The 13244-nt window shown below is 62.6% G+C and carries 8 protein-coding genes; 4 read left to right on the plus strand and 4 right to left on the minus strand.

Translation table 11 applies throughout. The features are described from left to right. The coding region (locus J4G38_RS22870; protein ID WP_226163713.1) for a ferredoxin--NADP reductase at nucleotides 1–981 on the minus strand (981 nt) is incomplete at its 3' end. A gap of 208 nt (nucleotides 982–1189) precedes the next feature. On the opposite strand from J4G38_RS22870, the gene J4G38_RS22875 reads away from it, so the two are divergent. Next, complete coding sequence (locus J4G38_RS22875; RefSeq protein WP_226163715.1) at nucleotides 1190–1879, plus strand: peptidoglycan DD-metalloendopeptidase family protein; 690 nt, start codon at nucleotides 1190–1192, stop codon at nucleotides 1877–1879. Nucleotides 1880–2263: 384 nt separating this feature from the next. On the opposite strand, the gene J4G38_RS22880 is transcribed toward J4G38_RS22875, so the two are convergent. Beyond that, nucleotides 2264–3487, minus strand: coding sequence for an ABC transporter permease (locus J4G38_RS22880; protein WP_210521099.1), 1224 nt, complete (start codon nucleotides 3485–3487; stop codon nucleotides 2264–2266). 108 nt (nucleotides 3488–3595) lie between these two features. On the opposite strand from J4G38_RS22880, the gene J4G38_RS22885 reads away from it, so the two are divergent. From J4G38_RS22885 to J4G38_RS22895, 3 genes are all read left to right on the plus strand, one after another. After that, nucleotides 3596–4831: an exo-beta-N-acetylmuramidase NamZ family protein gene (locus J4G38_RS22885; protein WP_210521100.1), complete on the plus strand. Its 1236-nt coding sequence runs from the start codon at nucleotides 3596–3598 to the stop codon at nucleotides 4829–4831. A 95-nt stretch (nucleotides 4832–4926) separates the two neighbouring features. Continuing rightward, nucleotides 4927–5868 (plus strand): methionyl-tRNA formyltransferase, encoded by a 942-nt coding sequence (gene fmt, locus J4G38_RS22890; RefSeq protein WP_210521101.1) that lies wholly within the window; start codon nucleotides 4927–4929, stop codon nucleotides 5866–5868. A 92-nt stretch (nucleotides 5869–5960) separates the two neighbouring features. Further along, a complete protein-coding gene (locus J4G38_RS22895; protein ID WP_210521102.1) occupies nucleotides 5961–6449 on the plus strand; it encodes a dihydrofolate reductase in 489 nt (162 codons plus the stop codon). Nucleotides 6450–6595: 146 nt separating this feature from the next. Here the strand turns inward: J4G38_RS22895 and porU2 are convergent, their stop codons facing one another. Both porU2 and J4G38_RS22905 read right to left on the minus strand, forming a co-directional pair. Further along, nucleotides 6596–11818, minus strand: coding sequence for a putative type IX secretion system sortase PorU2 (gene porU2, locus J4G38_RS22900; RefSeq protein ID WP_210521103.1), 5223 nt, complete (start codon nucleotides 11816–11818; stop codon nucleotides 6596–6598). A 59-nt stretch (nucleotides 11819–11877) separates the two neighbouring features. Next, on the minus strand, nucleotides 11878–13017 hold the full coding sequence (locus J4G38_RS22905; RefSeq protein WP_210521104.1) for a putative type IX sorting system protein PorV2: 1140 nt from the start codon (nucleotides 13015–13017) through the stop codon (nucleotides 11878–11880). Between the last annotated feature and the right edge of the window lie 227 nt (nucleotides 13018–13244).

A 13244-nucleotide genomic window follows, 5' to 3' on the forward strand; every position in this document is an offset into this window, starting at 1 on the left:
GCACTTGCCGCGGCAGGCCGTGCAGAGGCCGGCCTGGCAGGAATACGGCAGGTCGATGTCCTGGTCGAGGGCGGTTTCGAGGATGGTTTTGCCGGCGGGCACCTCAATCAGGTACTCGCTGCCTTCGTACTGAATGGTGACCGTGCGGGTGGTTTTCACGTCATCGCCGGGGCTGGCCGACACGTCGCCGTGGCCGTTGGGCTGGGCGGCGGCAATCTCGGCGTTGTCGGCGCTGGCCACGAAGCTTTCGCGCCGGATGCGGGCCTCCGGCACGTTCAGCAGGTCGAGGGCGGCGCGGGCTTCGGTCATCAGGCCCTCGGGGCCGCACATGAAATACTCGGCCTGCTCGGCCGGAAACTGGTGGCGCTGCTCCAGAATGCGCAGCAGCATGGTGCGGTTCAGGCGGCCGGTGTGGCGGTGCGGGCCGCCGGGCTTCAGGGGCTGGCTGTACACGTGCTCCACCTGCACGCGGCCGCCGGGGCGCGCTTCCAGGTCCGCTAGCTGCTGCTGGAAAATCACGGATTCCTCGTTGCGGTTGCCGTAAATCAGCAGAATGTGGCTGTTGGGCTCCGTGTTCACCACCGCTTTCAGAATGGACATGAGCGGCGTGATGCCCGAGCCGGCCCCGATGAGCACCAGCGAGCGGGCCGCCTTCGGGCTGGGGTTGAGGGTGAAGTTGCCCAGCGGCTCCATCACCTCCAGTTGCTGTCCCACGCGCACCGTATCGAGCAGATAGTTGCTCACCAGGCCGCCCGGCACCCGCTTCACCGTCACGGACAGGCGCGGCGCTTCGGCCGGAGTGCTGCTCAGGGAATAGGCGCGGCGCTCTTTTTTGCCACTGGGCCCGCAGGGCACAATCAGCGTCAGAAACTGGCCGGGACGGCTGGCAATCGGGGCCCGGTCGGGGCGCTCTAAGTGGATGGTAACAGAATCGGCGGTTTCCTGGGTTAGCGCAACAACGGTGAGGGTGTGGTAGCTCATGCGGGGATTTTGGTGGGGATTGGGCAGCCTACGTACGCAACCGGGCAGGCGCCCGAACTTCTACGGATGACAAAAAAATAAACGAAAGCCGGGCCGAAAAAGGCGCTTCCTCCGCCGCAAAGGTAACTTGCCGTCGCGACGCTGCCCCGGTCGGCCGTCAAACGATTGTCCCGCCGCGCTGGTTGGCGGCTCCCTAGCTATTTCCCCCTTGGCCCTCTCCTCCCTCCTGCTGCGCCACCAAGCCGAGTTCGGCCCCGTGCTCCCCGTCGACCTCAACGGCCCGACCGTTACCCGGCTCGATTTCACGGCCCACAACCCCCAAATTGCCACCGCCGACCTGCGCGACACGGCGGCCTTCACGCAAGTGGTCAACGACATGCTGGCCGAAAAAAACGCCACCATCGGCATCGGCGGCTACCTCGAAAACCGCGTCATTTACCGCCGCAGCCCCCATTTTGGCCCCGGCGCGGCCCCGGAGGCGCGCTCGCTGCATTTGGGGGTCGATGTGTGGCTGCTGGCCGGCACGCCCGTGCTGGCACCCCTGCCCGCCGTGGTCCACAGCCTGGCCGACAACGACAATTTTGGCGATTACGGCCCCACCGTCATCCTTCAGCATACGCTGGAAGGCACGGTGTTCTACAGCCTCTACGGCCACCTCAGCCGCCGCGAGTGGCGCGCCCTGAAGCCGGGCCAGGAACTGGCAAAAGGTGAAGCATTTGCCACCGTCGGCCCTTTTCCCGAAAACGGCGACTGGCCCCCCCACCTCCACTTCCAGCTTATTGCCGACCTGCGGGGCCATTCCGGCGATTTCCCCGGCGTGGCCCAACCCTCGGAGCAGGCCATCTGGGCCGCCCGCTGCCCCGACCCCAACCTGATGCTGCAAAGTCGTTGGCTATAGCCGGCCTCCTTCCTGAAAAAATCCAAAAATGGGGCTTTTTCTGAGGCCTGGTTTCGCCTTGTGGCAGCCCTTTCCCCGCTTCGCCCGGCCCAAAACCGCTCCACTACTCATCACGTTGGGTGCCCTGGCCCCACGGCCGGCCGCCACCGCCCCCACGCCCGCATTTGCCGGCCGGAAATCGGTTTATGCCCCTCCCGTATCCGTTTTGGCCCCTCCGGTATCCGTTGCGGCCGCTCCCATTTTCGCTGCCGCCGCCCCTTCATCCGTATTTGCCGCCCGGAAATCGGTTGCCGCCGGCCCCGCAGCCGTTGCCGCCGGTCCCGCATCCGTTGCCGCCGGCCCCATTTTTGTTGCCTTTCGGTCCCGCGAAATCCCTATTTCCCGCTAATCGAATTTGATGGCCACCACTGGCTTAATCCGCGAAATCAGATACGTCGGAATCAGCACCGCCAGCAGCGAGGCGGCGAAAGTGGCCACGTTCAGCAAAATCAGCATTTTGGGGTCCCACGAAATCGGCACCCGGTCCATGTAATAGTTCTCGGGGTCGAGGGGAATCACCTTGAAATAGTATTGGATGGCGCAAAAGCCCACGGCTATCACGTTGCCGATGAGCATGCCGCGCACCGTGAGCGACATGCCCCGAAAGAAAAACATCCGCCGAATCTGGTTGTCCGTCGCCCCCAGCGCCTTCAGGATGCCAATCATGTTGGTGCGCTCCAGAATCATGATGAAAATCGTGGCCACCATGTTGAACGTGGCCACAAAAATAATGAGAATCAGGAAGATGATGACGTTGCGGTTCAGCAATTGCAGCCAGTCGAACAGCTGGGCGTACTGGTCCGTGATTTTGTCGATTTTGAGGTCGTAGGGCAGGCGCTCGTAGAAATTATCGGCCGTCTTATCCAGCGTTTTAAAGTCCTTGAGCACCACTTCCATGCCGCCCACCAGCGAGTCGGGCCAGGCCGGCGAGTTCAGCTCCCGAATCTGCCGGATGTCGCCAATCACGTACACCTCATCAAACTCGTCGAGCCCCGTCGAGTAGATGCCGCTGACCCGAAACTGGCGGATGCGCGGCGGGCTCTGAATGAAATAGAACAGCGCCTTGTCGCCCACGGCCAGCCGCAGCTTGTCGGCCACCTTGCGCGAGAGCAGCACGTCGTCGCTGGCCGCCGAGTCGGGGAAGCTGATGAATTTGCCGGCCTGTAGGTTCTGGCGCATGGGCGAGAGGCCATCGTTTTCGGAAATGCCTTTCAGCACCACGCCCAGCACCTCGTCGGTGGTTTTGATGATGGCCGTTTTCACGGCGTAGGGCTGCGTCGACTTCACCTCCGGAAACTCGTGCAGCGTCTGCACCAAGCGCGGCCCGGCAATGGGCGCCACTTCCAGCGAGTTGTTGGTGTCGTAGCGCGAGATTTGCAGGTGCGAGCCGAACGAGAAAATCTTGTTCTGAATCTCGTTCCGGAACCCCTGCAGGATGGCAAACGACACCACCATCACCGCCAAGCCCATGGCAATGCTGATGATGGCTATTTTTGTGACCGACGAAGTGAAGGAGCCGGAGTCGGCTCCCCCGTCAATCTTCTGGGAAATGTAGCGGGCGACATTCATTGTTCAGCCGTAAAGCTACGTTTTGAACCGGTACCGCGCCCGCTGCCGGCCCATGACCCCGGCGCCAGGCCCGACAGTCTCTCTTTTTTAGCCTTTTTCTCTCCTTTCATGATTGGCATTCTCGCAAAAATCACCTTGTTTCTGGCCTCCGCAATGCCGGCTTGCGGCGCCGTCCGGCCCCCGGCCACCAAAATAACCCCGGCCGTAGCTGCCCATACGCGGAATGTGGCCCCGGCCGTTGCGCCCGTCGTGGTGGGCGCGGCGCGGCTGGAGAAATACCTGCCTCTGCTAGCTGGCAAGCGCGTGGGCTTGGTCATCAATCAGACGTCCCAGGTCGGCACCACTTATTTGGTGGACACCCTGCGGGCGCGGGGCGTGAACGTGACGGCCATCTTCGCCCCCGAGCACGGCTTCCGGGGCGAAGCGGCCGACGGGGCCACCATCAAGGACGGCCGCGACGCCCGCAGCGGCGTGCCCGTGCGCTCCGTCTACGGCAAAACCAAGAAGCCGACCCCCGAAATGCTGGCCGATGTGGACGTGCTGGTCTTCGATATCCAGGACGTGGGCGCCAGGTTCTACACCTTCATCAGCACGCTGCACTACGTGATGGAAGCGGCGGCCGAGCAGGGCAAAGCCGTGCTCGTCCTCGACCGCCCCAACCCCAACGGCAACCTCGTGGACGGCCCCGTTCTGGAGCCCGCCCACCAGTCCTTCGTCGGCCTCGACCCGCTGCCCATTGCCCACGGCCTCACCGTGGGCGAGCTGGCCACCATGATTAACGGCGAGAAATGGCTGGCCGGCGGCCGGCGCTGCCCGCTCACCGTGGTGCCAATGGCGGCCGGCTACACCCACGCCACGGCCTACCACCTGCCCGTGCGCCCCTCGCCCAACCTGCCCACCGACCACGCCGTGGCCCTATACCCCAGCATCTGCCTGTTCGAGGGCACCAACGTGAGCGTGGGCCGGGGCACGGCCACGCCGTTCGAAGTCATTGGCAGCCCGAGCCAGCCGGCCACCCGCCCCTTCGCCTTCACGCCCGCCCCCAACGCCGGCTCGCCCACCCCGCCCCTGAATGGCCAGCACTGCTACGGCCTGAACCTGGCCACCGCCCCCACCCGCGCAGCCTCGGGCCTCGTGCTGAAATACCTGCTCGATTTCTACCAGCAAAGCACCGACAAGGCCCATTTCTTCGGGAAATATTTCGAGGAGTTATCGGGCACCGACGCGCTCCGGCAGCAAATCATCGCCGGCCAAACCGAGGCTGAAATCCGCGCCTCCTGGGAGCCCGGCCTGGGCAAGTTCAAAGCCCTGCGGAAGAAGTACCTGCTGTACCCGGAGCGGTAAAAAATTCCCCCGGCCTGGGAAGCCTGTTTTTGAAGCTGGGAGACTTTTCTCTGGCCTTATGGGCCGGTTGCGCAGCCCGGCGTTTTCTTTGTCCTATGAATACTCCCCTGCGCCTGGTTTTCATGGGCACCCCTGATTTTGCCGTGCCCACCCTGGAAAGTCTGCTGAGCTGGCCCGGCGGACAGGTGGTGGCCGTCGTCACGGCCCCCGACCGGCCGGCGGGGCGGGGCCGCCAGCTCCAGGCTTCGGCCGTGAAGGTGGCCGCCGAAGCCCACGGCCTGCCCGTGCTGCAACCCACCAACCTGAAATCGCCCGACTTCCAGGCCGAGCTGCAGTCCTACGCGGCCGATTTGCAGGTGGTGGTGGCCTTCCGCATGCTGCCCGAGGCCGTGTGGAACATGCCCCGGCTGGGCTCTATCAACATCCACGCCTCGCTGCTGCCGCAGTACCGCGGTGCCGCCCCCATCAACTGGGCCCTGATGCACGGCGACCTCGAAACGGGCGTCACCTCGTTCTTCCTGCGCCACGAAATCGACACCGGCGACCTGATTTTACAGGACCGGGTGCCCATCGCGCCCGAGGATGATTTCGGCAGCCTCTACGACAAGCTGAAACTGACCGGGGCCGCCCTGGCCCGGCGCTCGGTGGAGGCCATTGCGGCCGGCACCGCGCCCAGCACCCCGCAGGAGCAGCGGGCCGATTTGCGCGCCGCCCCCAAGATTCAGAAGGAAACCGGCCGGCTCGATTTCACCCGTCCCGCCACCGAGCTGGTGAACTGGGTGCGCGGCCTCTCCCCCGTCCCCACCGCCTTCGCCCCGCTGCCCGATGGCCGAATCCTTAAAATATTCCGCGCCCAAGCCACCCCGCCCGACGCGGCTGCTGAGCCCCTCGCCGCCCCCGGCACCTGGGTTTCCGACGGCCGCCACTACCTGCGCGTAGCCGCCGCCGATGGCTGGCTCGACCTCCTCGACGTGCAGCTGGAAGGCAAAAAGCGGATGCCCGTGGCCGAGCTGCTGCGTGGCTTCAAGCTAAAGTAGCGTGGACTTTGCAAGTCCGCGCATGAACGATTACCCGCCCGAACCACGCGCGGACTCGCAAAGTCCGCGCTACACCCTTCTCCTAATACAATATGGTTTCATTCGTGGTCGCCGTTGCTGAAAACGGTGTTATCGGCTACAAAGGCGAGATGCCCTGGGGCCGCCTGCCCGCCGACCTTCAGCACTTCAAACGCCTCACCCTGGGCCACCCCGTGGTGATGGGGCGCCGCACTTACGACAGCCTCGGCCGGGCCCTGCCCAAACGCCCCAACATCGTGGTGACGCGCCAGGCCAGCTGGTCCGCGCCCGGCTGCGAAACGGTGGCCTCGGTGCCGGCCGCGCTCGCCCGCGCCCGCGAGCTGGACGAGGAAGTGTGCGTCATCGGCGGGGGCGAAATCTACCGCGAAGCCCTGCCCGCCGCCGACGTCGTGTACCTCACCGAAGTCCATCATTCCTTTGAGGGCGACGCCTTTTTTCCCACGCTCAGCCCCACCGAATGGCGCGAAGAAACCCGCGAGCGCCACGAAGCCGACGAGCAGCATGCCTACGCATTCAGCTTCGTCACGCTCCGGCGGCGGTAGGTGGTGAGTGGGGAAACGGGAAGTAACAGAACGGTCATGCTGAGCTTGCCGAAGCATCTCTACCGCGCAACTAAATAAGTTTAGCATTGAGGTAGAGATGCTTCGGCAAGCTCAGCATGACCGTTCCGGGAGCATTCCTTTAGCTCCTACCGCATCAGTACCAGCTTGCCCCAGTCGTTCTTGAAGGCTTTGTCACCGCCCGTATCGCGGTGGCCGAACTGTCCGTTAGGGTCGTCGAGCGATACGCGGTAGAGGTAGGTGCCATTGGCCAGCCGGTCGCCGTAGCTATCGGTGCCGTCCCAGGCAAAGTCGGTAATGTTGTTGCCAATGTGCAGCGGCCCCAGCTCGTTCATGAAAATCTCGCGCACCACCCGGCCGGTGAGGCTCATAATCTGAATTTTCATGTCGCGCGGCAGCTCCTGCCCCGTCACCGTGAACACGAAGCGCGCCTTATTGATAACCGGGTTTGGATACGGATACACGTTGGTGATTTTGGAAGCATTCACCACTTCAAACTTCACCTGAAACTCCTGCGAGCCCGCGTTGGCGTTGCTGGGGTCGCGGCCCTGCACCCGCAGCGTGTACACACCATCGCGCAGCGGCGCGCCCTGGTCGGGGTGGTATTCCAGCTTGGCCAGGCTGCCGTTGGTGGTGTTCACGCTAAACGTTACTTCCGGTCCGGTCACGTTCACCACGGTTGGTACCGTTTGGCCCGGCCGCAGCAGCGTCACGGTAAAGAACGAGGCATCGGTGATGTGGCGCAGCTTGTCTTCGTCGCTGAGCTGAATATTGATGACTGGAGCCGACGATACCAGTTCGCCGTTGAGGATGTGGCGGCCATCGAAGGCCACGTCCAGGGTGGGCGGCACGTTGTTGTCAATCACCGAGAAGGCCGCCAGATTCAACTCGTTGTTGAACAGGTTCACTTCGGGCAGCGCGTGCGGCGTGGGATTCACGGTAACCTTGGCGGTGAAGGTGCCAAAGTGCCCAACAAACGGCACCACCGCTCGAATGGTAATGGTGGAGTCGCCTTTGAGCTGGCGCGGAGCCGTCACCATCAGGCTGATGGGGGCCGTGCCCGGTAAGCCGCCCGTCACCTCTACTTTGGCCTTCAGCGGCGTGCCAAAATTGAACGGTGTTACGTTTTCGAACACCACCGGAATGGTGAGCGAACCAGAAGTAGCGGCCTGCGCAGCCAGCGTGGCCGGGTCGTAAGCCGTGCTGGGAACTACCTGGTCGCGGCGCACCACGCCCTCGGGCACGCCTTGGTAGGTAATGAACCACTCTTTTAGCTGGGGAGCCGTCCGGTTCAGCGAGTCCTTCATGGCCAGCTCCAGCTGCAGGTACGGGTAGCGCACCGCCGACACCGTGCTCAGCGAAAAGCCGCCGCGCTGGGGCGAAGCCGCCGGCACGTTGGCATAGAGCACCGTGGCGTTGTTCAGCGTGTCGATGCCGATAACCTTGAGCGTGTAGCTGCTGGTAGCGCCCGGCTCGCGCTGAATCCAATCGTAGAGCTTCTCCCAGCTCTGGGCCGGGCCGATGCGCGTGGAGGTAATAGTGCCGCGGATGGCCTGGGTGCGCAGCGTATCGTTCAGGGTGATGGTTTGCGCGTAGCGGGGCACCGGCGGCGTGGCCGTGGGGCCAGCCTCGTGCAGCAGGCGGCCGCCGCTGGCGCGTTTCTGCGCCAGCAGGGCAAATGGGTCGCCATTTTGCAGCTGGTTCACCAGCACCGACCCGAGCAGGGTGCTAAAGGACGTCCGCACCGTGGTCAGGCTGGGCCAGCGCAGCCGGTTCATGCTGATGATGGCCACGTAGCTGCCGTCGGGCACCGCCGCCAGGAAAGTAGTGAGCTGGGTCTGGCGCGTGGCACTGTTATTCAGGGTATTCAGGGTATCGGCCGCGTTGCCAGCGGCAGGGTTAGTCCCAAAGATGTAAAACTGCTGCGGGGCCAATCCGCACACGCTGGGCGCGGGCAGGCCGGTGATGGGCTGCAGGGTGCGCTGGTCGTACACGGCAATCAGCAGGTTGGGGGCGTTGCCGGCGCAGTTGGCCACCGTGGGCGGCACCAACGGATTGGCGATAATACCCAGGCCCACCGCGTTGCTAAACGTGGGGGCCGCGCCGGGTAGCCCGCCGCCGGCTGTGGTCAGAATAAGCGGCTTGTTTTCGGTGCTGAAATCCCAGCGGCCGGAGGGGATGGCTACTTCCACGCCCGTGCGCTGGTCGCGCCGGAACTGGGCGTAGTGGCTTTGCGACCACCCGCCCGCCGTGCGGCCCTGAATTATCCGAAACGAGCTAACCACCCAGTTGGGGTCTTCGGGCGGGACGGAGGTCTGGAAGCGCACCCGCCAGTACCACACCGTGCTGTCGCGGCCGGTGCTGGGCAGCGTGGGCCGCCAGCTGGGCGTGAGCGTGGCCGTAATCGGCCCCGAAGCACGTTTCAGCACGCTGTTGAAGGCCGTGGTGGTGTCCACTTCAAACTCGTACACGCGCTGCGGGCCGTTTGGATCGTTGGTTTGGGCCACCAAGCGGGGCTGGTTGTTGCCGACAATGGCAAACTCCGTGGGGTTGAGTACGGTGAGGCCTCCGCGCAGAAACGTGAAATTGGTTTGGGCCACGTTGTTGGTTTCGTCGCTCTCGTCTACCTGGTTGAGGTAGTCCAGCTCCACCCGAAACGTGTTGTTGCCAAACACATTCGTCCCGGCCGGGTTGGGCAGTACCACTGTGTAGGTGGCGCTCCCCTGCAGGCCCTGCGGAAAGCTGTAGGTGGTAGCGACGTTGGCTGGCGTCGGGGGAAAAGCCGGGTCAAATATCCGGGTGACCCGGATGGTAACGGGCTCCGTGGTCACCTTGCCGGGATTGGTCACCCCAATGTTGAGCAGAAAACTGCTGGCTGCGGCATTCACAGCTGTCTGTCCCGCCGCCAGGTTGGGACTAATGGACAGGGTCGCGCTGCTGACCTGGAAATCGGGCTTGGGTGGCGCGTAGAGTGCAATGGTGGGGTCGCCGTGCCAGATGGTGCTCAGCAGCTGCTCCGTTGCAATAATATCGTTGTTGGCCGGTGAGAATAAGCCGTTGCGCAACTGTAGGCGGCGCACGGTTTCGTTGTATACCGCCGTAATGGGCTTGCCGTACCAGCTGGGGTCGTTGAAGAGCAGCTTGTATATCGTGTCCTGAGCCGGGTCCAGGTAGCCCTCAAATCCAAACCCGTATTGGCCCATGCCGCCAATGGCGCCTTTGCCGGGTGCAAACAGCCAGTTTTCAAAGAAAAGGCCAGATGCAACGGTAAAAAGGTGAGCCGCCGCACAGTTATTGTACATCAGCACCGGGTATTTGCCCGCATTATTGTAGCCCAGCCGGGTATCGTTGACATCGCCAATATCCAGCGAAAAAGCCGTATTGGAACCGTGCCCCAAAAAGCTAATGAGTGACAACCCATTATTTAAGTACTGGCTGATGTTGGCATTTACTATCAGCTGCGAGCCGGTGGTAGTGGTCCGTTCAATGGTTGCCACCACTTTACCACCAAACAAGGGTTGCTCCACCCGCTGCTTGTACTTGTTCATATTATTGCGAAAACTCACGAATTCACTCGCGTCCTCGCCGCCCACCAGGTGCAGCACGTTTTTACGCCACGGCGTATTTTGGTCGTTGCGCAGCAAGTCATGCTGGCGCAGCTTGGCTAAGTAAGCCAGTACCTGGGCCGGGGTAGTTGCTGTGAGACGGCCGGTATTGAGCCGGGCCGTAAAATCGTTGTTGGCAAAATCGGCAGTCAGCATATTATCTGATACCGAGCGGGAACTGGTCGGGACCAAATCCATGAGCGGGTTGCCGGTCCGGTACTGCCCGCCGCCTTCGCTGGGCACGATGCCTTTGCCAAGCAGCAACAGAAAGCGGTTGGTCGCATTGGGCGTAGCCGCGGCCAGCCACCGGGTAAAATGCCGCATGGCCAGCCACGAATGGTCACCATAAAAGAACTGGTCGTATAGCTGCCCCGTCGTAACCATCAGCGTATCATAGCGCCCGCCCGCCGCCGAGGCCCGATAATTACAATACTCCCGCGCCGCGTTGGCGATACCCGTCGCCGGGTCGCGCTGCATCAGCAGCGGGTGCGTGATGATGACGAACGTGGGCACGGCTGGGTTGATGGTGCGGAAGTACACCCGCTTGGCCCGCACCGGCGGCACGGCCGGGAAAGCTTCGTCGGCCAGCAGAAGGCGGTGGGTGGCACTGGCGTTGGCATTTGGGAACACAAACCGGCGCGCCGCGGAGCTGCCCGCGGTGCTCACGATGCGCTGCACATTGTACAGGTCGTGCACATCAAAGCCTACCGCGGTAGCCGGGATAGAATCTGCGGCAAACTCATACGTAGCCGGACCGGCCAGCAGCGAGTCATTTTGAAATTCAACGCTGTGACGGTTGGCGAACCAGCGGTTCAGCTGCGGCACGACGAGGCGGATGTAGCTGGAATAATACGTGTCCCCGGCCGTGGCAGACGCATCCAGCCGGGTGCGGATGGTGGCCCGGCCCGCACTGCTGACGTCGGAACGTAAAAACTGAAAGGTCTGCCGCATCCGGCGGCGCCCCGTCCATCGCATCACGCCCAGGCTGCGCGACACGCCGGCCGGCGTCACGGCCATTACTTCCACCGCGTGGGGGCCGTCGCTAAAGCCGTACATTACCACTTCCACCTGAGGCGCGGGGCCGGTTGTGGCTACGTTTCGAATCAGCGAATCGGAGGGGGCATAGGGCGCCGCAGTGTTTCCCAGACCAAAGTAACCCTCCGCCGGTTCCACCCACGGCAAGTAGCTGAACTGCACAAGCGGATAATCGGCATAGGACCCGACTTTCAGGTTCAGCTGGCTGCTGAGCCGATGCGGGTGCACCGCGCCACCCGCTGCCACGGGCTGGCTCATGGCGCGGCCGGGCCGGGCGGCGCTCCAGGTAATGAAGTAGCTGGCCGTATCGGTATAAAAATTATAATAGGAATTTGGCTGGTCGGCCGCCTGCTTGTACAGCTCCACGTCCAGCCGGGCATCGTTGTGCACGGCGTAAAACTCGATGAACGTCGTGGGGTCCAGCGTGGCGGCGTTGCCGCCCACGTAGCGGGCCATTTCGCGCCCACGCCGCCAGAGTTGCAACTGCGTGGGTGCCACTCCGGTAATTCCGGCCTGGGTCAGGTATTGGTAGTCAAGCTTGTAGAGCCCGTCTTTCAGAATTTTGACCTTGTAATACTGCTGGCCCGGCACAATCCACTCGTTGCCCACGGGGCCCGATTGCGCCTGCGCCACGGCCCCGCTCAACAACATGCCCACCAACACCAACCATACCGCCCAACTCCTTTTTACCGGGGTGTAGTTTTTATGCATAATATTCTAATTTTTCAATTCCTAAATACCCGATACTGTACGCAAAAACATTTGTTGCCTTATTTAAATCCGTAACCCAGCGACACAATCAACGAATTGGTTTGCGAGGTGCTGCCCAGCTTTTCGACGGCCAGCCGCGACAGTGCCAGGTCGATGCGCAGGCCGCTTACGGCCACCCCCGCACCCAGGCTGTACTGGCCTTTCCAGCTGCTGTTATAGGTGCCGTTGGCGTTGGGGGCAAAGTCCTGAATCTTCTGGTAGTTGCCGGCCCCGCCGCGCAGGAACACAAGGTTTTTGTAGCCCAGCTCCACGCCGAGGCGCGGGTCCACACTCACGATTTTAGTGGAAATGGGGGTACCGCGCTGGCCGTCGGTGGTGGCTTCGAGGTCGACGGCCACCAGGGCCGTAAATTCCTTGCGTAGGCCAATGTCGAAGCGGCGGCCGGCGCCCAGCACGAAGCGCGGCAGCGTGATTTCGGCGCTATTGGTTGGGATGGCGTCGCCGTTATTGGCCACGGTGCTGTTGATGCCCTTCAGGTACTCGTCGGAGTTGATGGTCCACTGCGTGAAGGTGGTGGTAATATCGCGGGCCATGAGGGCTAGGTTCCAGCCCTTGTGGTTGTACTGCACCCCGGCGTCAATCCCAAAGCCGTAGCCGTGGGCAAATTTCCCGATGTTACGGTAGATAATTTTGGCGTTGGCGCCCACGCTCAGGCCTTCCACCTTATCAATCTTGCGGGCGTAGGACAGCAATAGGGCGTAGTCGGCCACCGAGAAATATTCAATCTTGCTGTAGTCGACGTAGCCGTATTCGTTGATTAGGTTGCGGGTATCGGCAATGTTGTCGACGCCCAGGCGCATCACGCTCACTCCAATGTCGCTTTTGTCGTCGAGCGGCATCGAGAAAGCGGCATAGTCGTTTTTCACCACGCCCGAGAACAGCTCGGAGTGCATCAGCACGCCATCATACTTGTGGGTTTGGTTGGTGAGGCCAGCCGGGTTCCAATAGCCGGCAGTGGCGTTGTCGGCCAAGCTCACCTGCACTTTGCCCATACCAAGAGCCCGGGCGCCCACGCCAATGTTCAGAAATTCGTTGCTGTACTTGGGGGTTTTGGTAGACTGCGCGGCGGCCGGCAAGGCCGTTGCAGCCGCTGCACCCACGAGAAGCAGCCCACGGGCAGCAGAGGAGAATTGGGACATAGAAAGAGAACGGGTAAAGTTTGCGCGGACGGAACGCAAGTTACTTCATTATAGTGCGTCCGGGCCCACCAATTTCGGGCCAATCGTGCGGTTTGGCCGGAGGACAAGGCCAAATACTCGCTGAATGCTCCGCCGCCATCCCGGCACTTAGTGGCGGCCCGCTCCACCCAATCGCCAGGCAGCGGCCGCAACTATCCGCTTGAGGCGTGGGCAAACGCCCGCAAACC

Source organism: Hymenobacter terricola, assembly GCF_017921975.2.
Lineage (GTDB): Bacteria > Bacteroidota > Bacteroidia > Cytophagales > Hymenobacteraceae > Hymenobacter > Hymenobacter terricola.